This is a genomic window from Streptomyces sp. L2 (assembly GCF_004124325.1).
Lineage (GTDB): Bacteria > Actinomycetota > Actinomycetes > Streptomycetales > Streptomycetaceae > Streptomyces.
Genome location: NZ_QBDT01000001.1, coordinates 2,499,168 through 2,521,491, shown reverse-complemented (window position 1 = coordinate 2,521,491; position 22,324 = coordinate 2,499,168). Strand labels below are relative to the sequence as shown.

21 protein-coding genes are annotated in these 22,324 nt (G+C 70.3%); 12 read left to right on the top strand and 9 right to left on the bottom strand.

Features of this window, described 5'->3' with window-relative positions; all coding sequences use genetic code 11:
• Window positions 1-23: 23 nt before the first annotated feature.
• The 5 genes from DBP14_RS10655 to DBP14_RS10635 all read left to right on the top strand — a co-directional run bounded on the left by DBP14_RS10655 (window position 24) and on the right by DBP14_RS10635 (window position 6,239).
• The gene (locus DBP14_RS10655; RefSeq protein WP_129306904.1) at window positions 24-1,832 is read left to right on the top strand and encodes an ABC transporter substrate-binding protein; all 1,809 of its coding nucleotides are present in this window, start codon (window positions 24-26) and stop codon (window positions 1,830-1,832) included.
• Window positions 1,833-1,920: 88 nt separating this feature from the next.
• The gene (locus DBP14_RS10650; protein WP_129306902.1) at window positions 1,921-2,901 is read left to right on the top strand and encodes an ABC transporter permease; all 981 of its coding nucleotides are present in this window, start codon (window positions 1,921-1,923) and stop codon (window positions 2,899-2,901) included.
• A 10-nt stretch (window positions 2,902-2,911) separates the two neighbouring features.
• On the top strand, window positions 2,912-3,976 hold the full coding sequence (locus DBP14_RS10645) for an ABC transporter ATP-binding protein (protein WP_129306900.1): 1,065 nt from the start codon (window positions 2,912-2,914) through the stop codon (window positions 3,974-3,976).
• A 50-nt stretch (window positions 3,977-4,026) separates the two neighbouring features.
• A complete protein-coding gene (locus DBP14_RS10640) occupies window positions 4,027-5,163 on the top strand; it encodes a dipeptide ABC transporter ATP-binding protein (protein WP_129306898.1) in 1,137 nt (378 codons plus the stop codon).
• Between the two features lie 158 nt (window positions 5,164-5,321).
• Window positions 5,322-6,239, top strand: coding sequence for an oxidoreductase (locus tag DBP14_RS10635; protein ID WP_129306896.1), 918 nt, complete (start codon window positions 5,322-5,324; stop codon window positions 6,237-6,239).
• 10 nt (window positions 6,240-6,249) lie between these two features.
• Here DBP14_RS10635 and DBP14_RS10630 read toward each other — a convergent pair whose 3' ends face one another.
• The gene (locus DBP14_RS10630) at window positions 6,250-6,801 is read right to left on the bottom strand and encodes a hypothetical protein (RefSeq protein ID WP_129306894.1); all 552 of its coding nucleotides are present in this window, start codon (window positions 6,799-6,801) and stop codon (window positions 6,250-6,252) included.
• A gap of 226 nt (window positions 6,802-7,027) precedes the next feature.
• Between DBP14_RS10630 and DBP14_RS10625 the strand changes: the two genes are divergently transcribed.
• Window positions 7,028-9,436 (top strand): hypothetical protein, encoded by a 2,409-nt coding sequence (locus DBP14_RS10625; protein ID WP_129306892.1) that lies wholly within the window; start codon window positions 7,028-7,030, stop codon window positions 9,434-9,436.
• 189 nt (window positions 9,437-9,625) lie between these two features.
• On the opposite strand, the gene DBP14_RS10620 is transcribed toward DBP14_RS10625, so the two are convergent.
• Both DBP14_RS10620 and DBP14_RS10615 read right to left on the bottom strand, forming a co-directional pair.
• On the bottom strand, window positions 9,626-10,375 hold the full coding sequence (locus tag DBP14_RS10620; protein WP_129306891.1) for a class I SAM-dependent methyltransferase: 750 nt from the start codon (window positions 10,373-10,375) through the stop codon (window positions 9,626-9,628).
• Between the two features lie 226 nt (window positions 10,376-10,601).
• Window positions 10,602-10,976 (bottom strand): transposase, encoded by a 375-nt coding sequence (locus DBP14_RS10615; protein WP_129306889.1) that lies wholly within the window; start codon window positions 10,974-10,976, stop codon window positions 10,602-10,604.
• A gap of 630 nt (window positions 10,977-11,606) precedes the next feature.
• Between DBP14_RS10615 and DBP14_RS10610 the strand changes: the two genes are divergently transcribed.
• The 5 genes from DBP14_RS10610 to DBP14_RS10590 all read left to right on the top strand — a co-directional run bounded on the left by DBP14_RS10610 (window position 11,607) and on the right by DBP14_RS10590 (window position 17,257).
• On the top strand, window positions 11,607-12,845 hold the full coding sequence (locus DBP14_RS10610; protein WP_129306887.1) for a hypothetical protein: 1,239 nt from the start codon (window positions 11,607-11,609) through the stop codon (window positions 12,843-12,845).
• Window positions 12,832-14,958, top strand: coding sequence for a tetratricopeptide repeat protein (locus DBP14_RS37275; protein WP_129306885.1), 2,127 nt, complete (start codon window positions 12,832-12,834; stop codon window positions 14,956-14,958). The genes DBP14_RS10610 and DBP14_RS37275 overlap by 14 nt, the downstream gene beginning before the upstream one ends.
• A gap of 347 nt (window positions 14,959-15,305) precedes the next feature.
• Entirely contained in the window at window positions 15,306-15,854 is a 549-nt protein-coding gene (locus tag DBP14_RS10600) for a flavin reductase family protein (protein ID WP_206739249.1), read from the top strand.
• A 7-nt stretch (window positions 15,855-15,861) separates the two neighbouring features.
• Window positions 15,862-16,248: a VOC family protein gene (locus DBP14_RS10595; protein WP_129306883.1), complete on the top strand. Its 387-nt coding sequence runs from the start codon at window positions 15,862-15,864 to the stop codon at window positions 16,246-16,248.
• A gap of 64 nt (window positions 16,249-16,312) precedes the next feature.
• Window positions 16,313-17,257 (top strand): GNAT family N-acetyltransferase, encoded by a 945-nt coding sequence (locus DBP14_RS10590; RefSeq protein ID WP_129306881.1) that lies wholly within the window; start codon window positions 16,313-16,315, stop codon window positions 17,255-17,257.
• Here DBP14_RS10590 and DBP14_RS10585 read toward each other — a convergent pair.
• Genes DBP14_RS10585 through DBP14_RS10575 form a run of 3 tightly spaced genes read right to left on the bottom strand, consistent with a single transcriptional unit; the run spans window position 17,244 to window position 18,539 of the window.
• Window positions 17,244-17,438 (bottom strand): DUF397 domain-containing protein, encoded by a 195-nt coding sequence (locus tag DBP14_RS10585; RefSeq protein ID WP_129306879.1) that lies wholly within the window; start codon window positions 17,436-17,438, stop codon window positions 17,244-17,246. The genes DBP14_RS10590 and DBP14_RS10585 overlap by 14 nt on opposite strands.
• A gap of 44 nt (window positions 17,439-17,482) precedes the next feature.
• A complete protein-coding gene (locus tag DBP14_RS10580; protein WP_129306877.1) occupies window positions 17,483-17,680 on the bottom strand; it encodes a DUF397 domain-containing protein in 198 nt (65 codons plus the stop codon).
• Window positions 17,681-17,687: 7 nt separating this feature from the next.
• Window positions 17,688-18,539, bottom strand: coding sequence for a helix-turn-helix transcriptional regulator (locus DBP14_RS10575; RefSeq protein ID WP_129306876.1), 852 nt, complete (start codon window positions 18,537-18,539; stop codon window positions 17,688-17,690).
• Window positions 18,540-18,749: 210 nt separating this feature from the next.
• Here DBP14_RS10575 and DBP14_RS10570 point away from each other — a divergent pair, with 210 nt between their 5' ends.
• Window positions 18,750-19,160, top strand: coding sequence for an ATP-binding protein (locus DBP14_RS10570; protein ID WP_129306874.1), 411 nt, complete (start codon window positions 18,750-18,752; stop codon window positions 19,158-19,160).
• A gap of 46 nt (window positions 19,161-19,206) precedes the next feature.
• Here the strand turns inward: DBP14_RS10570 and DBP14_RS10565 are convergent, their stop codons facing one another.
• The 3 genes from DBP14_RS10565 to DBP14_RS10555 form a co-directional block, all read right to left on the bottom strand.
• Window positions 19,207-19,959, bottom strand: a complete 753-nt coding sequence (locus DBP14_RS10565; protein WP_129306872.1) for a transglutaminase-like domain-containing protein — start codon at window positions 19,957-19,959, stop codon at window positions 19,207-19,209.
• A 240-nt stretch (window positions 19,960-20,199) separates the two neighbouring features.
• A complete protein-coding gene (locus DBP14_RS10560) occupies window positions 20,200-21,246 on the bottom strand; it encodes a dipeptide ABC transporter ATP-binding protein (RefSeq protein WP_129306870.1) in 1,047 nt (348 codons plus the stop codon).
• Between the two features lie 26 nt (window positions 21,247-21,272).
• Entirely contained in the window at window positions 21,273-22,310 is a 1,038-nt protein-coding gene (locus tag DBP14_RS10555) for an ABC transporter ATP-binding protein (protein WP_129306868.1), read from the bottom strand.
• Between the last annotated feature and the right edge of the window lie 14 nt (window positions 22,311-22,324).

Genomic DNA, 22,324 nt, shown 5'->3' with positions numbered 1-22,324 from the left:
ACAGATGGGTGGGAATCCTCGTGATGAGTAGGGGCGGACGCCACGCATACGGCGCACTCTCCGTGCTCGCGGCCGGAGCTCTTGTGCTCACCGGTTGCAGCAAGGGCGGCAGCGACACCGGCGGTGACAGCAAGAAGGACCAGCAGAGCGCCAAACGCCAGCAGGCCTCCATCAAGTTCGGCGACGCGTCGGACTCCACGGGCCCCGCGGCCGCCGTGCCCGGGGCCAAACCGGGCGGCACCATGGAGGTCCTCCAGCGCGACAGCTACGCGCACCTGGACCCGGCGCAGATCTACGTCTCCGACGAGATGTCGGTCGCGCAGCTTCTGCACAGAGGCCTCACCGGCTACAAGTCGACGAGCGACGACGGCCGGCAGCACGAGGTGGTCGGCGACCTCGCCACCGACTCCGGCACCACCACCGACGGCGGCAAGACCTGGAAGTACACGCTCAAGGACGACATCAAGTTCCAGGACGGCACGCCGATCACCTCCAAGGACGTCCGGCACACCGTCGAGCGCCTCTTCGCCCCCTTCATCAACCAGGGCCCCACCTACCTCCAGCAGTGGCTGGCGAACACCCCGGGCGCCAAGTACCGCTCGCTCCTCAAGGACGGCCCGTACAAGGGCAAGCACCTGCCCGACTCGGTCCTGTCGACCCCCGACGCCAAGACGATCGTCTTCCACTTCAAGACCCCGCACCCCGACCTGCCGTACGCGCTGGCCATGGCGGGCTACTCGATCGTCTCGGAGAAGGGCGACACCAAGCAGAAGTACGACCGCGCGCCGCTCGCGACCGGGCCGTACAAGATCCAGTCGTTCAAGTCCGGCAAGTCCATGGTGCTGGTGAAGAACACCAACTGGGACCCGAAGACGGACCCGATCCGCCACCAGTACATCAACCAGTTCAACTTCACCTTCAACCAGCAGTTCGAGACCTCCACCAAGGCCCTGCTGGCGGACACCGGCGCCGACAAGACCGGCATCAGCTTCAACAACCAGGTCGACGCGGGCAACCTGTCCCAGGTGCTGCGCGACCCGAAGATGAAGTCCCGCACGGTCTCCGGCTACCAGCCGTACGTCGGCCAGATGAACATCAACATGAGCCACAAGGCCATGCAGGACAAGACGGTGCGTGAGGCCATCGCCTACGCGCTGCCCATCACCCCGTTCGTCCGCGCCTACGGCGGCACCGACGCGATGGAGGTCGCCGGCGGACTGATCTCGCCGACCGTCTCCGGCTACGACCCGACGTTCGACCCGTGGGGCAAGAAGAAGAAGCCCGCCGGTGACCCGGCCAAGGCCAAGGCGCTGCTGAAGAAGGCCGGCAAGGTCGGCATGAAGCTCACCTTCGGCTACATCAACACCCCCGAGGGCCAGCAGTACTCCACCGCCATGGCGGCGGGCCTGAAGAAGGCCGGCTTCGACGTCCAGCGCCAGGAGATCCCGGCCGAGACGTTCTACGACCAGGTCTCCAAGCTGAACAACAACTACGACATCTTCCACACCGCGTGGGGTGCCGACTGGCCGTCCGCCTCCACCGTGATCCCGCCGCTGTACGACGGCCGCGCGATCGCCGACGGTGCGACGAACTACTCGCAGATCAACGACCCGAAGGTCAACAGCGACATCGACCGGATCAACAAGATCACCGACCCGGTCAAGTCGGCGGCCGAGTGGGAGAAGGTCGACCAGTACCTGGTGAAGGACGTCGTCAACGTCGTCCCGACCGCGTACTACAAGCAGACCCAGATCGCCGGTTCCAAGGTCGGCGGCCTCGTCTACGACGACGTGATCGGCGGCGTCGACCCGCGTCGCCTCTTCATCAAGTAACCGTCCCCGCCCGGTACCCGGCGCACCGCCCACCAGGGGGAGCGCCGGGTACCGGCCGGACCGCCGACGTCAGAGAGCTGCCCCTGCCATGCTGCGCTTCCTCGTCCGCCGGACCCTCGGTGCCGTCGTCATCCTGTTCCTGCTCAGCATCGTCGCGTTCCTCATCTTCTTCGGGATGCCCAGGGACCCGGCGCTGCTGATGTGCGGCAAGACCTGCAACCCCGGCGCCATCGCGAACATCCACCATGTGCTCGGCCTGGACAAGTCGATCCCCGAGCAGTACTGGATCTTCCTGCACAACCTCGTCCTGGGCAGCAGCCAGTTCGCCCAGGGCCCCTGTCCCGCCCCCTGCTTCGGGTACTCGTACCACACCAACGAGCAGGTCTGGGCGACCCTGATGGACCGCCTGCCCACCACCTTCTCGCTGACGCTGGGCGGCGCGATCTGCTTCCTGATCGTCGGCCTCGGGGCCGGCCTGCTGGCCGCCTGGCGGCGCGGCACGGTCATCGACAAGACGGCCACCGCCGGCGCGATGGTGCTCAGCTCGATGCAGATCTACTTCCTCGGCCCGCTGGCCCTCGCGGTCCTCGTCTACCAGACCCACTGGTTCGACAAACCGGCCTACAACAACTTCACCGCCGACCCCGTCACGTGGTTCAGCGGACTGATCATCCCCTGGGTGGTCCTCTCCACGATCTTCGCCGCGCAGTACACCCGTATGGCCCGCTCCTCGATGATCGAACAGCTCCAGGAGGAACACGTCCGCACCGCCCGCGCCAAGGGCATGTCCCGGCGGTACGTCTTCTTCCGCTACGCCTGGCGGGGCTCGCTGATCCCCATCGTCACCATCTTCGGCATCGACCTGGGCTCCCTGCTCGGCGGCGCGATCATCACCGAGACCACGTTCAGCCTGCCCGGACTCGGCCAGCTCGCCGTGCAGGCGGTCTTCTTCAGCGACCTGCCACTGCTGCTCGGCGTCATGCTCTTCTCCGCCGCCATGATCCTGCTGTTCAACATCATCGTCGACGCCGCCTACGCCTTCATCGACCCGCGCGTGCGGCTGTCCTAGGAGCGCTGTCGTGACCACTGTGACCAAGGAGGCCGGGACCACGGGCCCGGCCGGCACCGGCCCCCTGCTGTCGGTACGGGACCTGCATGTCAGCTTCAAGACCGAGGACGGCGTCGTACGGGCCGTGGACGGGCTCTCCTTCGACGTGCGGCGCGGCAAGACCCTCGGCATCGTGGGGGAGTCGGGCTCGGGGAAGTCGGTCACCAACCTGACCATCCTCGGCCTGCACAACCCCGTGTTCACCACCGTCGAGGGCGAGATCCTGCTCGACGGCCAGGAGCTGACGACGGCACGCGAGTCCGAACTGGAGAAACTGCGCGGCAACAAGGCCGCCATGATCTTCCAGGACCCGCTGACCGCACTCTCCCCTTACTACACCGTCGGCCGGCAGATCGCCGAGCCGTACATCAAGCACAACCGGGCCTCCAAGAAGGAGGGCTGGGAACGCGCCGTGGAGATGCTCGGCAAGGTCGGCATCCCCAACCCGCGCGAGCGGGCCAAGGACTACCCGCACCAGTTCTCCGGAGGTATGCGCCAGCGCGCGATGATCGCCATGGCCCTGGTCTGCGACCCCGACCTGCTGATCGCCGACGAGCCCACCACCGCGCTGGACGTGACCGTCCAGGCCCAGATCCTGGATCTGCTCAAGAACCTGCAGCAGGAGTTCGGATCCGGCATCATTTTCATCACCCACGACTTGGGGGTGATCGCGGACATGGCCGACGACATCATGGTGATGTACGCGGGCGGCGCGGTGGAGCGGGGCACGGTCGAGGAGGTGCTGCGCGCACCCCAGCACCCGTACACCTGGGGCCTGCTCAACTCCATGCCCCGCCTGGACTCCGACCTCACCGCCCCGCTGGCGCCCATCCCGGGCACCCCGCCGTCCCTGCTCACTCCGCCGTCCGGCTGCCGCTTCCATCCGCGCTGCACGTTCCAGGACCGGGTGGAGGGCAGCGGGCGCTGTGTGTCGGAGCAGCCCCTGCTGGCTCCCGACCGGGCGTCGGCCTGCCATCTGACCGCCGAGCAGAAGCGGACCATCTTCACCGAGGAGATCAGACCCCGCCTGGGCTGACCCCCTCTCCTGGCCTGTCCGTCAGTCCCTCTGTCCGAGGAGGACACCGCATGAAAGAGGACCTGGTCCTCCCCGCACCGCGGGAGACGGCCGCCGGCGCGGACGGCGAGCCGCTGCTGGAGGTCTCGCACCTGACCAAGCACTTCCCGGTCAAGGGCGGCTTCCCGATCCGCCGGACCGTCGGCCACGTCCAGGCCGTCGACGGCATCGACCTGACCGTGCACGTCGGCGAGAGCTTCGGCCTGGTCGGCGAGTCGGGCTGCGGCAAGTCGACCACCGGCCGGCTGATCACCCGCCTGATGGAGCCGACGAGCGGCACGATCTCCTACCGGGGCCGCGACATCAGCCACGCCTCCCGCAGGGAGCTGGCGCCGATCCGCTCCGAGATCCAGATGATCTTCCAGGACCCGTACTCCTCGCTGAACCCCCGCCAGACGGTCGGCAAGATCATCTCCGGCCCGATGGAGATCAACGGCATCAACCCGGCCGGCGGCCGTGAGAAGCGGGTCCGCGAGCTGCTGGAGATCGTCGGCCTCAACCCCGAGCACTACAACCGCTTCCCGCACGAGTTCTCCGGCGGCCAGCGCCAGCGCATCGGCGTCGCCCGCGCCCTCGCCCTCGAACCGAAACTGATCGTCGCCGACGAACCCGTCTCGGCCCTGGACGTCTCCATCCAGGCCCAGGTGGTCAACCTCCTCCAGAAGGTCCAGAACGAGCTGGGCATCGCGTTCCTCTTCATCGCCCACGACCTGGCCGTCGTCCGGCACTTCTCCCAGCGCGTGGCGGTGATGTACCTCGGCAAGATCATCGAGGTAGGCGACCGCGAGTCCATCTACACCCGCCCCCGCCACCCCTACACCCACGCCCTGCTGTCCGCCGTACCCGAGGTCAACCTCACCGACGGCGAGGACGAACGCCGCGAACGCATCCGCCTGGCCGGCGACGTCCCGTCCCCCATCTCCCCGCCCTCCGGCTGCCGCTTCCGCACCCGCTGCTGGAAGGCCCAGGACCGCTGCGCCACCGAGGAACCCCCCCTGATCCAGCTCTCCGGCAACGGCCCCACCCACCTCACCGCCTGCCACTTCCCCGAAGACCCCACAACGGAGGCCCGCTCCGAGGACATCATCCTGGACCCGGCACTGGCAGCACTGGAGGAGGACGCCACCGGAGAGGCGGGGAAGAACTGACCCCCGTACACCATGTCCAACGGCCGGGCGGAGCGTAGTAGTTCCCCATTCCCGCGTGACTCTTCGCCCACCTCGTGAGCCTTCTCGCCGTACCGCTCCGGGCCCATACTCCCGGAGCGGAGCCGGCGTGCGGCCGGACGGACAGGGAGTGGGTCACAGTGGAATCGGGAACGGTCACGGCGGCGGCCGCGGGCACCTGGAAACTCGGCGACCAGGTGGTGAACCGCCTGGGCTTCGGCACGATGCGGCTGACCGGCAACGGGATGGACGGCAACTCCGACGGCGCGCCGATCGACCGCGACCTGGCGGTCGGCCTCCTGCGGAGCGCGGTGGACCAGGGCGTCAACCACATCGACACCGCCGCCTTCTACTTCTCGCCGCTGCGCTCCGCCAACGAACTGATCAACCGGGCGCTGGCGCCCTACCGCGACGACCTGGTCATCGTCACCAAGGTCGGGCCCGGCCGCGATCCGTCCGGCGAGTGGCTGCCGATGGCCCGGCCCGACCAACTGCGCGGGCAGGTCGAGGAGAACCTGCGCCAGCTCGGCCGGGACCACCTGGACGTCGTCAACCTTCGCAGGAACGGCATCACCTCGGTCGCCGAGCACTTCGGGGCCCTGGCCGAGCTGCGGCAGGCGGGGCTCGTCCGGCACCTCGGGCTGTCCAGCGTGACACCCGAGCAGCTCGCCGAGGCGCAGGCCATCGCGCCCGTGGTCTGCGTACAGAACTGGTATGGCCTGGACCAGCGGCGCGCGGACACCAGCGGACTGCTGGACGCCTGCGGCAGGCAGGGCATCGCGTTCGTGCCGTTCTTCGCGATCTCGGGCCGACGGCGCGAGGCGGCCGCCGACGACACGCACGACGAGCGGCTCCGCGCGGTCGCGCGAGCCCATGGCGCGACTCCGGCACAGGTCAGGCTGGCCTGGACCCTGCACCGGGGCCCCCACGTCCTCGCCATCCCGGGCACATCCGACCCCGCCCATCTGGCCGAGAACATCGCCGCCGGCGCGCTACGGCTGTCCCAGGCCGACCTGGACACTCTCGACGGCACGCACCGACCGCCGCGATGCGCATAGCCGTTGTTGACTAGTCCTCGTCGAAGTCGACCTCGTCCTCGTCCTCCTCCTCGTCCAGGTAGTCCTCCGCGAGCGCGTCCCGCAGATGTTCCTCCACCGGCTCGCCCAGCTCATCCTGAGTGATGAGGGACCGGCACAGGATGTTGAGGGGGTACAGCGCGCGCTCGGGGCCGTCCTCCGGGAGGGCCACGCAGGGGGTGTCGAGGACGGCTGTCGGGGTGGCCGGGGTGAACAGGGGCGGCATCGGGGTGCCGGCGGGCAGGTCGGCGTCCCGCTCGTACTTCCACACCGTGCCCCTCGTGCGGCAGATCACTTCGCCGAGGTACCAGACGGCGCCCTGGACGAAGGGGTCGAGACGGCGGGCGCGGATCTCGTCGTCCGAGGTGAACGCGGACCGGAGGAGGGACTCCAGCACGTCCAGGGAGCCGGCGCCGAAGTCGAGGCGGTCGGCGGCGCCGGTCCGCCCCGCCCACGCGGTGAACGCCTCGCGGCGCTCGGTCAGCCAGGCGAGGAGCGCGGGGTGCCGGGTGGGGTCCATGCCGTGATGCGCGGAGGTGGTCATGGTGGGCCACCGTAGCGAACCGTCCGGGACGACGATCCGATGGCGATCCGATGTCGATCAACGCCCGTGAATTATTTGTGAGTTGACGCGCCGTAGCGCCGGAAACCGTTGCGCTGTGCGTTGGCTGTGGTTCTAGTGTGGGAGGCGAAGTGGGCGGAGACATGTCACGGGGGCCCTATCCCCGCCCACCGACCGCGTCCCCTGTGCCCCCCACCCGGGACAGACATTGAGCACACCCATCAGAGTCCGGCTGAGCCGCCGGCTGGCGACCGCGTTCGCGGTCGCCTCGGCGGCCGGCATGATGCTGGTCGGACTGCCGCCCACGCTCGCCCACGCCGCACCCGGCGACACCGCGCAGATCATCGGCGGCAAGCGCTGCGACGAATACCACCTCGGCAAGAGGTACGCCACGACCCCGCCGAACTCCGGCGCGCCCGTCGGCAGCGGCCAGTTCGAGGAGGTCTACGACGGCCCGCCCGGCCAGTACTTCTACGACAACACCTTCAAGGGCTGGGACAACCTTCCCGCCCCCAGCCCCGGCGACCTCTCCGCGGCCGGCGACACGGACGCCGACATCGCCAAGTGGGACGCCGAGTACGCCAAGTCCAAGGACGCCGACGACATGAAGCGGGCCATCTACGCCCGCTACGGCCGCTTCAAGGCCACGGCGAAGAACCCCAACATCGGCTGGGGGAACTGGCTGAAGAACCGGCTCATCCTCAACCAGAAGAACAACCGCAAGGGCTCCTCCTTCGAGGCCAAGACCGTCCGCGACTACAACCTGATCGGCCCGGACTGGCTGTGCGAGGTCACGGTCGAGATCAAGGACAAGGACGGCAAGGTCATCGCCCGCCGCAAGTACGACACGTACAACCAGCGGACGAAGGTCGACTTCGGCGAGTTCAAGTCCACCGCGAAGTACCGGTCCAAGCAGTTCCGCGACGACAGCGTCGTCCTGCGGCACAAGGACGCCAACCACGACTTCACCAAGAGCAAGCTCACCGTCTACGGCGGTGAGAAGGCCAGCAAGGGCACCGTCAGCAAATACGGGCAGCTGAACCGCGAGCTGCAGGCCGAGCGCGGCACGACCGGCAACCCGGTCCGCATCTACCAGCGCAACGCCACCGGCCAGGGCGTCTACCCCACCACGCAGTACACCAAGACGTACGACGTGATGAACCCCAACCCGAAGCAGGGGTCGGCCGGTCCCATCGACGACCTCGCGTTCGGCTCCGGCAAGACACCGGCCGAGGCGAAGGCCATCCAGCGCCAGTACCAGGCCGTCAACACCCGCTCCGCGCTCGGCCGGGGCCCCGGCGGCGTCGACTTCACCACCCTGGAACTCCAGTACGTCGGCAACCCCGTCAAGGGCAAGGCCCTGGACTACTCGTTCAAGGCCGGCTACGTGGACGACGAGGACACCAACCCGGGCTACGGCGGCCGGGCCAAGCTCCAGCTCGCCTCCGACGCCATGTTCACCTGGCTCGCGCTCACGCCGGACAAGTTCTGGGTCAACCTCAACCCGGACCAGCCCGACAAGATCATGGACTCCACGTTCGCGAAGACCGACGCCGGCCGGGTCCTGCTGGAGTCCGACTTCGCGATGAAGGCCGACTTCGCGCACGCCATGAACCCCAACAAGAACCCGGACGCGAAGAAGTTCTGGGACACCGCCCCGCGGCGCGACGGCACGCCCTGCTTCCCCTCCGTACGGCTGTGGATCGAGCCCAAGCCGGCGAAGGTCCGTGAGCAGGACGGCGGCATCTACATCCTCGACGCCCCGCTGAAGGTGTCCACCGAGTGGATGGACGTCAAGTACCACCCGCCGGGCGCCCGCGTCTGCGACCTCACCGCACCGGAGAAGCGCGCCAGCGAGGCCCTGCTGCGCCAGTTCGTGATCCCGCGGGTCGACAAGGAGGTCAACACCGGCGCCGGGTACGCCGACCTGCGTCGCGTCTACAAGTCCCGCGTGGCCGCCGAGTTCATCCGGCAGCAGGACGCCAGGAAGGCCACCGACTTCCGGCCGATCATCAACAGCAACGACATGGGCCGGTGGCCGCTGCGCGCCCCCAACCAGAACTGGACCAAGCAGGACACCTACCAGAAGTACCTGAAGTCCCTGCGCGAGGGCATCGACTGGTTCGAGCTCCGCTACGGCGGCAAGGTCTACAACCAGGGCGTGGGCGGCGTCGACTTCTCCAAGCAGCCCGAGAAGAAGATCAGCAAGGCCCGCTTCACGGTGGAGCACCCGTCCCTGGACAAGACCACCAAGCGCTCGCTGCGCGAGGAGACCGGCTACCGCAGCACCTACACCGGGTACTTCGGCGGCAACGGGGCCGCGAAGGGCGACCACGGCGGTACGACCCCGCCCAGCCCGACGCCGACCCCGACCCCCTCGGGCAAGCCGACCCCGCAGCCCTCGCACACCCCGGGCAGCCCGGCGCCGAGCAGCCCCGGCCACCACAGCCCGCCGGCCACCGTCCCGCCCCGGGGCGACGGCGGATCGAACGGTGACGGGGGCGGCCTCGCCGACACCGGCACCCAGATCGGGCTCGCCGCGGCCGCCGCCGCGGTGCTCCTGGCCGCCGGCGTCGTCCTGTTCCGCGCGAAGCGGGGCCGTCCCGGCCGGCACTGAACGGCCGTAGCCCCTCATGACAGCGGCGCCCTTGCCCGCCCCTCGCCGGGGACGGAGCAAGGGCGCCGCTTCACGTCCGCACGGGACTCACGTCCGCACGGGACTCACGTCCGCACGGGACTCACGTCCGCACGGGACTCACGTCCGCACGGGACTCACGTCCGCACGGGACTCACGTCCGCACGGGACTCACGTCCGCTCGGCCACCGTGATGATCTCGGGCGCGGTGGGGGAGAGGGCCGTACGCCCCCAGTCCCCGAACTGTTCCACGACGGTGAGCCCGGCCTCGGTGAGGAAGTCCCCGAGGGCCCGCGCGCCCAGGAAGCGGAGGGTCGTCGTACTCACTCGGTCCCCGTCCCAGCCCTCGCCGGCGAACGTCTCGGTGAAGGTCACCCGGTCCCCGTCCCGGTCCCCGGCGGGCGCCGAAAGCACCTCGTGCCGGACGCGTACGACGGCCCCGTCCGGCGTGGTCACCTCGCGCACCCGGTCCGGCGTCCACGCCTCCCACGCCCGCGCGGCCGGATTCCGCGTCTCGAACACGAACCGGCCGCCCGGCGCGAGAGCGCCCCGCACGGCCCGCAGCGCAGCCCGCAGCTCCTCGTCACCGACCAGCACCTGGAACGCGTGCCCGGTCATGACGACGAGCTCGAACTCCGCCTCCCATAACCGCGTCCGCAGATCCCCGAGCACCCACTCGACGCCCGGCTCGGCCCGACGCGCCTGTACGAGCATGGCGGCGGCCGGATCGAGCCCGACGAGCCGGCCCCCGTGCCCCTCGCCCCGGGCCCGGCGCAGCACCTGCCCGGTGCCGCACCCGACGTCCAGCACGGCCCCGGCGTCCCGCACCAGGCCCAGGTAGAAGTCGTCCCCCGGTCCCCAGGGATTGAGACTGTCGTACAACGCGGCGAGCGAAAGATCGGCGAACGAATGATCTACCACCGCGGCAGTCTGACACACCTTGCTGATCAGCGCGTCAGGATCCACCCAGTTCTCAATCTCTCCACGTGGACGGGCGGTTGACGGTCACAGACGCTCCCGCTGCCCGCCCGGCCGATCGGAACCGGCCACGGATGGTGACGAGGTGACCGACTCCCGACGTCCGCCCGGCGCACACCGCCGCCGACGCCCGTCCGGGAGTCCGGCACCAGCGCCCATAACGGGCATCTCACGTGGTGGCGTGCGGGGCGGCCCGAAGCGGCCGCGAGGCCGCCCTCCGGTGGGCGGCGGCCGCGACGTCACCGATCCACAGTTCGTCGGCATGGCCGACGGCGGCCCGCTCCAGGTCACCCCACAGGCAGGCGTGGGTCCACAGGGTGAACCGCCGGTGCGCCGTGGCCGCGGAGACCCCGAACCACGGCGGCAGCTCCCGCCAGGCGCAGCCCGACGAGAGCACGTAGACCACAGCCGTGAACGTCCGCCGCTCGTCCAGTGGCGCCGTGCCGCCCCCCTGCCGGCGACCGGCGAACCCGGGCAGCAGCGGCTCGACCAGGCTCCACATTCCGTCCGGCACCAGCCGCCCGGCCAGCTCGTATTTCATCATCGCCCCCCATTCCGGGCCGGGATTTCCCTATTCCGTATCCCCGGCCCTCCGTGCTTTCCGTGCAACCACATGAGACGGCCGCCGTATGCGAACCGGCCGCCTGCCCCCTTAACTGAACGTTGAATTCCCCTTTTCCGCGAGGGTGGTTCAGGCGCGTAACGCTGCGCTCACGACTGCGCGTTCGGCCCGTTGACATGCCTGTCCAGCCGGTGCAAAGCTGTCGAACGTTGAATCGGGGGGCGGGAATCCCGGTGATTATTTCGGCTCCTGCGCATTGCATTCAGCTCGTTCGATGAGTTCACTTCGTTCAATACCCGAGCGGATTCTCCAGCGCAACTGTCCGTGCACCTTCCGTGTAATTCCCGGTACTCCTTCTCGCCCACTCCCAAGAGCACCCGAGGCATCGGGTACGCCGTCCGGAACCCCGGCGGCGCTGTGCACCACTTCACAGAGAAGGAGATCCCCATGAAGAAGATCGCCGTGCGCAAGGCCGGGACCGTCCGTCTGACCTCCGCCGCCGCGTCGACGTACTGCTGCGGTACCCAGACCGCCTGATCCCAGGCAGGTGCGCGCCGGGCCCCCGGGCCCGGCGCGCACCGCGCACCGGCCCCCGACCAGTGAGGTGAGGCAGTGACCACCACGCCGTCCCCGGATCTCGACCAGCCCGTGCGACTGCACCCGCTCACCTACCTGGAGGAGGGCGAGGAAGTCACCGTCGGCCGGGCCGACATCGACTCCTACGGCCTCTTCCCGCCCGACGGCGCCGAACTGCTGCGCCGCCTGGAGGCCGGCACCCCGCCCAGCGAGGCCGCGCGGTGGTACACCGAGCAGTACGGCGAGCAGGTCGACATGGCCGAGTTCCTCGAAGTACTGGAGGAACTGGAACTCGTGGTCAAGGACGGCGAACAGGTGGCCGCGCCCACGGGCCCGGTGCGCTGGCAGCGCCTCGGCACCGCCGTGTTCTCCCCGGTCGCCTGGGTCCTCTACGGCGCCCTCGTGATCGCCGCCCTCGTCGCCATGGTCCGCCGGCCCGAACTGGCACCGCACTACCAGAACCTGTTCTTCACCCGCAGCTCACTGGTCCTGCTCACCCTCGGCATCGTCCTCGGCCAGGTGCCGTGGATCCTGCTGCACGAGGCCGCCCACGCACTCGCCGGACGCCGCCTCGGCCTCAACTCCACCCTGTCGATCAGCCGCCGCTTCTACTACGTCGTCTTCGTGACCGCGCTCGACGGCCTGGTCGCCGTACCCCGCCGCAAGCGGTACCTGCCGATGCTCGCCGGAATGATCGTCGACGTACTCGTCATCAGCGGCCTGACCCTCGGGGCGGCCGCCGTACCGGACACCGGCGGCGCCGCGGGGGTGGTCCACCGGCTGCTGCTGTCCATGGCGTTCGCCGTCGTCCTGCGGCTCGTCTGGCAGTTCTACTTCTTCCTGCGCACCGACCTGTACTACCTCGCCATCACCGTGCTCGGCTGCAACGACCTGCAGACCACCGCCCGCCAGATGCTGCGCAACCGCGTGATGCGCCTGCTCCGCCGGCCCGACCGGCTCGTGGACGAGAGCACCTGGGGGACACGCGACCGGCAGATCGCCCGCTGGTACCAGTGGCTGCTGCCGGCCGGCTACCTGTTCCTCACCGTCACGCTGCTGACCGCGGCGATCCCCACCGGGATCCGCCTGACCGAGGTCGCCGTGCACAAGCTCGGCAGCGACCTCTCCCCGGCCAACGTCGCCGACGTCCTCACCTTCCTCACCCTCAACTTCTGGGAGCCGGTCTTCGCCGCCTACCTGGCGCTCCGCGCATGGCGGCGCCGCACACAGGCCCCGGCCACCACCGCAAAGGAGACCGCACATGCAGCAGGCTGACTCGGCGCCCCTCGCCCACCTCAGGCTCCAGGGCGGCACGCGGCACGACCGGGCCGCCGCTGTCGACGGCCTCCCGCTCCCGCCCCCGGTCCTGCCCGCGCTGCTGCCCCCGGTCGACTGCCACCGGCGGCTGCGCGGCCCCTACACCGCGGCCGGCACCATCGCCCGCGCCCTCGTCCCCGCCGTACTCGCCGCCGACCCCGACCTGGTACGCCGTCACGACATCGAACTCCTCTCGGCCGCACCCGAGTTGTCGTCGATCGTGCCCAACTCCCGCGAGACGCTCACCTCGATGGCGCTGCCCGCCGAACGCACCCGCTTCTACGCCCGCCTCCGCACCCGGCGCATCGCGGGCGGCCTGGCGGAGTTCGTCCGCGACGCGCTGCCGGCCCTCGGCCACGACGGCCCCCGCCGCCTGGTGGTGGAGAACGCCGAGCACGCCGAGACCACCGACCAGGAGTTCCTGGCCACCCTGATCCGCCGCGTCGCCCCGGGCACCCTGACCGTCGTCCTGTGCGGCGCCGAGGCCCCCGACCCGGACGGCGACCTGGCTCCCGCGCTCGACCGCCACACGACGGCCGTACCCGTGCCCCCGGCAGGGCCCGGTCCGGCGCTGCCGGCGGGGGATCCCGCCTGGCAGTGGGTGGCCGCCGACGGCCTGCTGGACGGCCCCGCCGGCGAGGCGGCCCGTACCGCCTACGAGGCACTGCCGGCCGGCGACCGCGCCGCCCTCCACGACCGCAGGGCGGCCGAACTCCGCGAGGCGGCGGAGTTCTCCCTCACCCTGGGCGCGCTCCCGTACCACCTGGAACGCGGCACCGCACCGGCCACCGAGGCCCTCCCCGCGCTGTGGGCCGCCTCGGACCACTGCCTCGTCAACGGCTTCTACACCGCCGTGGTCGACTATGACCGCCGGGGCCACCGACTCGTCGACGGCCGCGAGGACACCGCCCAGTGGTGGAAGTTCGCCGTCCAGCTGGGCCTCGCCCTGTCCATCCTCGGCGAGACCAAGGAGGCCGAGGCCGTCTACGACAAGGCGCGGCTGCTGTCGACCGACCCGGCCGTACACATGGCGTGCGCCTACTCCACCGCCATGCTCTACACCCGCCACAACGACCCCGCCGACCGGGACGAGAACAAGGCCAAGTCCCTGCTCAACGGTGCCATCGCCACCGCGTCGCTGCTGCCCGACCGGGTGGCCCAGGCCTTCCAGAGCGCCTTCTACAAGAACGGCCGCGCCCTCGTGGAGGTCAACCTGGGCGACCCGCTGGAGGCGCTGCGGCTGGTCACCGAGTGCATCGACGACCTCGACCGGCGCCTCACCCCCGACGAACACCGCCTGCACCGCTCGGTGTTGCGGAACAACAGGGCCAGGGTGTACTCGGGTCTCGGCCGCCTCGAAGAGGCCCTCACCGACTACGCGGTCGTCATCGAGCAGGACCCCAACCACGCCGAGCACTACCTGGAACGCGGCAACCTGTACCGCCGCCAGGGCCGGGGCGAGGAAGCGCTGGCGGACTACACCCGCGCCCTCACCCTCTCCCCGCCCTTCCCGGAGATCTACTACAACCGGGGCGACCTGCGCCTGACCGAAGGGGACGTGGAGGGCGCGCTGGCCGACTTCAGCTACGTCATCGAGCAGGACCCCGAGTTCGTGGACGCCTACATCAACCGGGCCGGCATCCACCTCGACGCCGGCGACCAGGCCGCGGCCCTCGCCGACGCCCGCACCGGCCTCCTCCTCGACCCGGCCAACGCCTACCTGCACGCCGCCGCCGGCCAGGCCCTCGCCGAGACCGGTGAACTCGCCGAGGCGGAGGCGTCGTACGACCGCGCGATCGACGCCGACCCCACGCTGGTCAGCGCCCTCTCCGGCCGGGCCGCCGTGCACTACGAGTCGGGCCACCGCGAGAAGGCCCTCGCCGACCTCACCCGGGCCGTCGACCTCGACCCCAAGGACCCCGCCCTGCGCTACAACCGCGCCCTGCTCCACCAGGAGGCCGGCCACCGCGACGAGGCCCTCGCCGACCTGGAACTCGCCGCCGTACTCGACCCGGAGGACCCGGAGATCACCGAGGCCCTGGCCACACTCCGCGCCCCGGACGCGGCGTGACGACGGCACCGGGGGTGAAGGCGGGGACGGCGTCCGAAGCGGCGGCGGGGGCGGAGGCCGAGGCCGCGACCGAGTGGGCAGCGGGGGTGGAAGCCGGGTCCGCGGCCGAGTGGGCAGCGGGAGCGGAGGCCGGGGCCGCGACCGAGCCGGCGCCGGGGACCGGCTCGGTGGCGGGGAGCAGCTTGGCGCCGGGGACTGGCTCGGTGGCGGGGACGGGCTCGGCAGCGGGGATGGGCCCGGTGGCGGGGTCGGGTCCGGCAGTGGGGTCGGGCTCGGTGGCGGGGTCGGGCTCGGCAGCGGGGATGGGCCCGGTGGCGGGGCCGGGTCCGGCAGTGGGGTCGGGCTCGGTGGCGCCGCGGCGGGCCGCGCCGGGGGGTACCGGCGCGCGGGCACTGCGCGACGTCCTCGGCCGGTACGCGACCGGAGTCACGGTCGTCACCTGCGCGGGCGGTCCGCACCACGCCCCCGCCGGGGTGACGGTGAACTCCTTCACGTCCGTGTCCCTGGCCCCGCCCCTCATCCTCTGGTGCCTGGCCCTGTCCTCCCGCAGCAGATCCGCCTTCACGACGGCCGAGTACTTCGCGGTCAACGTCCTGGCGGCGGACCAACGCCCCCTGGCAGCCCGCTTCACCGCCCCCGGCGACCGCTTCCGGGACCTGGTGACGCGTCCCGGCCCGCACGGAGAACCGCTCCTCCCCGGCACCGCCGCCCTGCTCTGCTGCCGCCGCCACGACGTCGTACCGGCCGGCGACCACCTCCTGATCCTGGGCACGGTCGAGCACCACGCCCGCACGGCCAGCCGGACCCTGCTCTTCGCGGACGGGGGGTACCACGAGGGCCCGGCGCCGATGCCGCGAGCCGATCAACTGGCGGGCGGAGGCGGCCAGGCCCGATGATCTGATCATGACTACACAGGCATCGGCCGTCGCCGTCCGAGGCGTGCGGGCCGTCATGGTGTTCGCCGACGACCCGGAAGCCTCCGCCCGCTGGTGGGGGAAGACCCTGGGGGCCGAGGTACACGTGGACCGGGACGGGACGTCCGTGTTCGCCTGGATCGACACCAGCGGGGGAGTCGAGTTGGGCTTCCACCCGGCCGACGACGAGCGGAACCCCCGTGGCGGAAGCCCGGTCGTCTACTGGGCGGTGGAGAGCGTGAACGCCACGCGCGAGGCCCTGCTGGCGCGCGGCTGCACGCACCACCGGGGCCCGCTCGACATCGGCGCGGAACGCAGCATCTGCCAGTTCACCGACCCCTTCGGCACGGTCTTCGGCCTGGACGGCCCGGCGTAGGCGCGCCCGCCGGGCCCGAAAACCGTTCGACGGCTCCGGCGGGACTCTGGGACAGTGGCCCACCATGGCGAACCTGGAGCTCCTCACGGCCGCGGACGTCCAGCTGATGCAGGGCCTGGCCCAGCGTGTCACCGCCCTCCGCCCGGACCTGCTGAACTGCGAGGCCACGTACGGCGAGCTGGCCTGGAACTGGGGCAAGGACCACACCGCCCAGGGCAGCGGCTGGCCGCGCCGGCTGTGGTTCGCCGACGGCGAGCTGGTCGCGTGGGGCTGGGCCCGCCTCCCGCACCGGGTGCGGCGCGGCGACGGCTCGGTCAGGGAGGTCACCGGCGCCTCCCTGACGTACCAGGTCCATCCCGCGCACACCGGGCTGGTCGACGCGGTGATCGACTGGTACGAGGGTACGGCGGCCGGACTGGAGCGTTCGGTGATCCCGAGCGCCGCCGACGAGTTCGCCCTGACCCGCTGGACGGCCCACGGCTACACCACCGACCCGGCCGCACTCGGCGACACCGGCGCCTGGACCCAGCTCAACGAACGGGACCTCACCGACATCGACCGGCCCGTCCTCCCCGCCGGCTTCCGCTTCCGCACCGCCGAGGAGACCGGCCCGGAAGCCGCGGTCCGCGCCCACGTCGACGCCTGGGCCCCCTCCTCGTTCACCACCGAGTCCTACCAGGGCCTCCTGCACACGGCGGGCTACCGCCCCGACCTGCACATCCTGATCGAGGCCCCGGACGGCACGCTCGCGGCGTCCACGATCATGTGGCTCGACGAGGCGAACCACACGGCCGAGTTCGAACCAGTCGGCACCCACCCCGACTACCGCCGCCAGGGCCTGGCGCGAGCGATGCTCCTCCACGGCATGCACCGGGCACGAGAGGCCGGCGCCACCCACGCCACGGTCGCCTGCCTCGGCGCCCCCGGCTTCCCCAAGGCCCGCACCCTCTTCTACGGCGTCGGCTTCCGAGAACTCTCCCGGGACGCACCGCTGATCAAACCGGCGTGACCTTCAGGGCGTTGACGAAGGGGGTGAAGGCGGCGGCGGGGACGGTGAGCGTGCTGTGGGCCGGGTTCTTGGAGTCGCGGATGGATATGTGGGTGGTGCCTTCGGCGATCTCGACACAGGCGTTGCCGTCACCACTCCCGGAGTAGGACGACTTCCGCCAGGTGTCGGGCAGAGGGGACATGCGCATCACAGCTCCTTGGGCAGTCCATGGATGAGGTCGTGACGTCAGTGCCCTGGGCGCGTGGCCTTCAGCGCGTCAAGGAAGGGGACGAATGCTCCGCTCGGGAAGGTGAGGGTTGCTCTGGCCGGGGCCTTGGAGTCGCGGACCGCTACGTGGGAGCGCCGGTGGGCAATCTCAACACAGGCATTGCCGTCGCCGCCTCCGGAGTAGGACGACTTGCGCCATTGATCGACGTTGTCCATGGGTGCCTCACAGTTCCTTCGAGAGTCCGTGGATGAAGTCCCGCGATCGCGCCGGGGTGAGCGACGCCGCCTCCACTCTACGGAAGTGTGTTCGGAACACTTCCAGTTGCGCTTCGGAGTCGACGAAGACAGTGCCATGGGGTCCGTCGCGTACGACCGTGTCCAATTTGGGTACTGTGCCGCCCGCGTACACCATGGCGGAGCCGAGGTCGATGAAGTGCTCCAGGGCGAAGGGAATCACCCGCACCGTGATGTGCTCCGCTTCGGAGAGCTCCAGGACGCGGGCGAGTTGAGCGTGTGCGTCAGCGCGACTGCTGACCATCATGCGGAGCGCCGCCTCGTGCATCACCGCTTCGTACGCGGTCGGTGACGGCTTCTCCAGGATGGCCCGCCGCTGCATGCGGTGCTGAACCCGCAGCTCCAGCTCGTCCTCGGGAAGTTCTGGAACCCGGGATGAGAAGAGTGCCCGTGCGCAGTTCTCCGTCTGGAGCAGTCCGGGAACGTGCAGGAACTCCACGTCTCGCCGATAGGCGGCGTAGTACTCCAGCTCCGACAGGTCCAGGAAGGAGGTCGGGAGGAGGCCCCGGTACTCCTCCCACCAACCGCGTGTCCGATCGCTCGTCATCGTGGCCAGCGCGTCCACCAAATCCGCGTCCGTGCAGGCGTAGTGCCCCGCAATCCGACGCAGGCGCTCCTCGCTGACACCCGCCAGGCCCGCTTCGAACTGGCTCACCTGAGCGGAATCGGTACCGAGCAGCGCTGCGGCTTCACGCCCTTTGAGTCCTGCGGCCTCCCGAAGCTTTCGCAGCTCAGCCCCCAGGCGCTGCTGCCGTGCAGTGGCCTGCTGCCTGCGTGGCATGGCTTCCTCCAGGTCCGGCAACTGCCGTAGGGCGATGACTCGTTCGGCGTCAGATTATGGCAACGACTTGCGCGGGACCAAAATTGACCCCTACCGTCAGTGACGTACTGCTCACGCGTTGGAAGCGCACCGCTCCGCCCTGCCAAGACGGCTGCGGCAATGCCACCGCGCGCCCTCTTTCCCCTCTCACACCACCGGAGTTGATCCCGCATGCCCGAAACCGAGACCTGGGACTACACCCTCTACATCCCCAACGACCTCAGAGCAGTGACCGTCTCCCGCCGCACCCTGCGCCTGATCCTGACCCTGCACGGTCTGATCGGGCTCGTGGACACGGCCGAACTCCTCGCGGCGGAGTTGGTCTCCAACGCCGTACGGCACACGAAGGGGCCGGCGGCGCTCAGGGTGCGCAGGACCGTAGAGGGGGTGGTGTGGATCGGCGCGTGGGACACCGACCCGGCCCCTCCTGAGCCACCGAAACCGCTCAGCCAAGTCACCGAGCTGGAGGACGGCCGGGGCCTGGGCCTGGTCAAGGCGTGCGCGGACTACTGGGGGTGGCAGCCCTCGGCGAGATTCGGTAACAGGGGGAAGTTCGTGTGGTGCGAACTCAAGGCCGCCTGAGCGGCCCTGGGGTTCTCGGGCGACGGACGTGGCCCGAACCTTCCACTCACACGCCGGCTGCCCGTCGGCCCAGGACCGGTTCGGCCAGGAAGCGTGCCGCGGTGCACAGCGTCTGGCCGTGTCGGGCGAAGAGTTGGTCGCGGGAGTCGAAGCGGCCGAGGTCGAGGCGGAGGTGGGCCGAGAGGTCGCAGCGGCCGGCTGATGCCGGGCAGGCGCTCGATCCGTCCCCGTCCCAGTCGATGCCGGTCCGCGACAGCGCCTCGAAGAGGGTCTCGGTGCCGGAGTTCGTGAATTCCCCGGTGGACCGGGCGGCGGTGGTTTCGGCGAAGAGCCGGGACACTGGGAGCCAGGCCCCGTCGACGTGGAACTCCGGCCAGGCCAGGACCACGTGGTGGGGGACGAGGCGGCGGAGCCGGGGAAAGCGGGGGTACCAGAACGTGCCGTCCACGACGAGACCGCGAACCCGGGTGGGCACGCCCCAGGCCCTGGCCACCGCCTCCAGGACGGCCATCCGCTGACTGCACGAGCCCCGTCCGAGCCGCAGGACTTCCGAGACCGGCCGTGCCTCCTCCACCGAGTACACCGGCCGTACCTCCGCGGATATCCACCGGTGCGCGCGGCGGAGAGCGGCCACGGCGGGCTCACCGCCCGCTGGGCCGGCGATGCTCCGTACGGCGGCCAGGACCCGGGGATGCTCCCAGTCGAGGATCGGCGTCGGCGCCGTGGAGCCGGGCGCCGCACGGTCCGCGGCGTCTGCCGCCCGGGGCCGCCCGCGCGGCATCAGCAGCGAACTCACCATGACCGGCTCCTCCCGTCCGTACCGCCTCTCGCGGCCCGGCCCAGCATCCCAGAGATTTTGAACGCGTTCAAGAATGCGATCTGGCGGCCGGCCGGGCAAGAAGAAGACCCGCGCCTGGGTAAGCGCGGGTCTTCGTCCCCTGGAGCGGACGTTCTTGGGCTCGGGTCAATGGGCCGGGAAGGTCCGTTCCGTACGGGGCGGCCGGCGGTAAAGGGGTGTGCCGGCCGCCGCGTCGGGGTTCTAGGAGAGGGTCTTGCCGAGCGTCTCCGTGGAGGCGCGGGGGGCCGGAACCGTCTCGCCGGTCTCGGGGTAGTGGCAGGCCGTCAGGTGGCCCGGCTTGTTGCCCTCGACCTGGACCAGCGGCGGGGCCTCGGTCGCGCACTTCTCCGTCGCCTTCCAGCAGCGGGTGCGGAAGCGGCAGCCGGACGGCGGGTTGATCGGGGACGGGACGTCACCGACCAGGCGGATGCGCTCGCGGGGCTCCTCGTCCACCGTCGCCTCGGGGACCGCGGAGAGCAGGGCCCGGGTGTACGGGTGGCGCGGGTTGTCGTAGATGTCCGCGCGGTCGGCGATCTCCACGATCTTGCCGAGGTACATGACCGCGACGCGCTGGGAGAAGTGCCGGACGATCGCCAGGTCGTGGGCGATGAAGACGAACGCGATGCCCAGCTCGTTCTGGACCTTCTGGAGCAGGTTGACGACCTGCGCCTGGATCGAGACGTCCAGGGCCGAGACCGGCTCGTCCGCCACGATCAGCTTCGGCTCCAGGGCGAGCGCGCGGGCGACGCCGATGCGCTGGCGCTGGCCGCCGGAGAACTCGTGCGGGAAGCGGTTGTAGTGCTCGGGATTGAGGCCGACGATCTCCAGCAGCTCACGGACCCGCGCCTCCCGGCCGCCGGCCGGGTTGATGCCGTTGATCTCCATCGGGCCAGAGATGATCTTGCCGACCGTCTGGCGGGGGTTCAGGGAGGCGTACGGGTCCTGGAAGATCATCTGGATCTCGGACCGGATCGGCGCCAGACCCCTGCGGCTCGCGTGGGTGATGTCCTGACCCCGGTAGAGGATCTTGCCGCCGGTCGGCTCCAGCAGGCGGGTGATCAGCCGGCCGGTGGTCGACTTGCCGCAGCCCGACTCGCCGACGAGGCCCAGGCTCTCGCCCTCGGAGACCTGGAAGTCCAGGCCGTCCACCGCCTGCACCGCACCGACGGTCCGCCGGATCGGGAAGCCGCCCTTGATGGGGAAGTGCTTCGTCAGCCCGGAGACGTCCAGGAGGGGGTTGTTGCTCATGGTCGTGAAGTCCCGTCTCGTGTCCGTCAGTGGTGCCGGTTCGCGGCGTGTTCGGCGAAGAGTTCCTGCTTCTGCTCCTGGGTGAGGTGGCAGGCGGAGCCACGGCCCTCGCTGACCTCCAGCACCGGCCGCTCCTTGGAGCACCTGCCGTCCGCGACCTGGTCGGCGAACGCGCAACGCGGGTGGAAGCGGCAGCCGGACGGCGGGTTGAGCAGCGAGGGCGGCGAGCCGGGAATCGGTGACAGCGGCACGTCCACCGGGCCGTTCAGGCTCGGCATGGAGCCCAGCAGACCGACGGTGTAGGGGTGCTGGGGGTCGCTCAGCACCTCCTTCTTGGTGCCGCGCTCCACACACCGGCCGCCGTACATCACCAGTACGTCGTCCGCGATGTCGGCGATGACACCGAGGTCGTGCGTGATGAAGATGATGGCGGTGCCGAACTCCCGCTGGAGGTCCTTGAGCAGGTCCATGATCTGCGCCTGGACGGTCACGTCGAGGGCGGTGGTCGGCTCGTCGGCGATCAGCAGCTCGGGGTCGCAGACCAGCGCCATGGCGATCATCGCGCGCTGGCGCATACCGCCGGAGAACTGGTGCGGGTAGTCGTCCACCCGCATGTCCGGCTGCGGGATGCCGACGCGGCGCAGCATCTCGATCGCGCGCTTGCGGGACTCGGACTTGGAGGCACCGGTGTGCTTGCGGTACGTCTCGGCGATCTGCGTGCCGATGGTGTGGTACGGCGACAGCGAGGCCAAGGCGTCCTGGAAGATCATGGACATCTTGTTGCCGCGGAGCCGCTCCAGATCCCGCTCACGCGTGGTGAGCAGTTCCTGGCCGTCCAGCAGGATCTCGCCGTCGATCGACGTGCGGTCCGGGTCGTGGAGGCCCAGGATCGTCAGGTTGGTCACGGACTTGCCGGAGCCCGACTCGCCCACGATGCCGAGGGTCTGCCCCTTGGCCAGGTCGAAGCTGAGTCCGTCGACGGCCTTGACGATGCCGTCCTCGGTGGAGAAGTGGACCCTGAGGTCCTTGACGGAGAGGAACGGCTGCTGATCGGTGCTCGTCACGGGGACGCTCCTGG

Coding starts and splice junctions, on each gene's coding strand:
- DBP14_RS10655 (WP_129306904.1), top strand. CDS start 24: ATGAGTAGGGGCGGACGCCACGCATACGGCGCACTCTCCGTGCTCGCG.
- DBP14_RS10650 (WP_129306902.1), top strand. CDS start 1,921: ATGCTGCGCTTCCTCGTCCGCCGGACCCTCGGTGCCGTCGTCATCCTG.
- DBP14_RS10640 (WP_129306898.1), top strand. CDS start 4,027: ATGAAAGAGGACCTGGTCCTCCCCGCACCGCGGGAGACGGCCGCCGGC.
- DBP14_RS10630 (WP_129306894.1), bottom strand. CDS start 6,801: ATGACCACCTCCGCGCATCACGGCATGGACCCCACCCGGCACCCCGCG.
- DBP14_RS10615 (WP_129306889.1), bottom strand. CDS start 10,976: ATGATGAAATACGAGCTGGCCGGGCGGCTGGTGCCGGACGGAATGTGG.
- DBP14_RS37275 (WP_129306885.1), top strand. CDS start 12,832: ATGCAGCAGGCTGACTCGGCGCCCCTCGCCCACCTCAGGCTCCAGGGC.
- DBP14_RS10595 (WP_129306883.1), top strand. CDS start 15,862: ATGACTACACAGGCATCGGCCGTCGCCGTCCGAGGCGTGCGGGCCGTC.
- DBP14_RS10590 (WP_129306881.1), top strand. CDS start 16,313: ATGGCGAACCTGGAGCTCCTCACGGCCGCGGACGTCCAGCTGATGCAG.
- DBP14_RS10585 (WP_129306879.1), bottom strand. CDS start 17,438: ATGTCCCCTCTGCCCGACACCTGGCGGAAGTCGTCCTACTCCGGGAGT.
- DBP14_RS10580 (WP_129306877.1), bottom strand. CDS start 17,680: ATGGACAACGTCGATCAATGGCGCAAGTCGTCCTACTCCGGAGGCGGC.
- DBP14_RS10575 (WP_129306876.1), bottom strand. CDS start 18,539: ATGCCACGCAGGCAGCAGGCCACTGCACGGCAGCAGCGCCTGGGGGCT.
- DBP14_RS10570 (WP_129306874.1), top strand. CDS start 18,750: ATGCCCGAAACCGAGACCTGGGACTACACCCTCTACATCCCCAACGAC.
- DBP14_RS10565 (WP_129306872.1), bottom strand. CDS start 19,959: ATGGTGAGTTCGCTGCTGATGCCGCGCGGGCGGCCCCGGGCGGCAGAC.
- DBP14_RS10560 (WP_129306870.1), bottom strand. CDS start 21,246: ATGAGCAACAACCCCCTCCTGGACGTCTCCGGGCTGACGAAGCACTTC.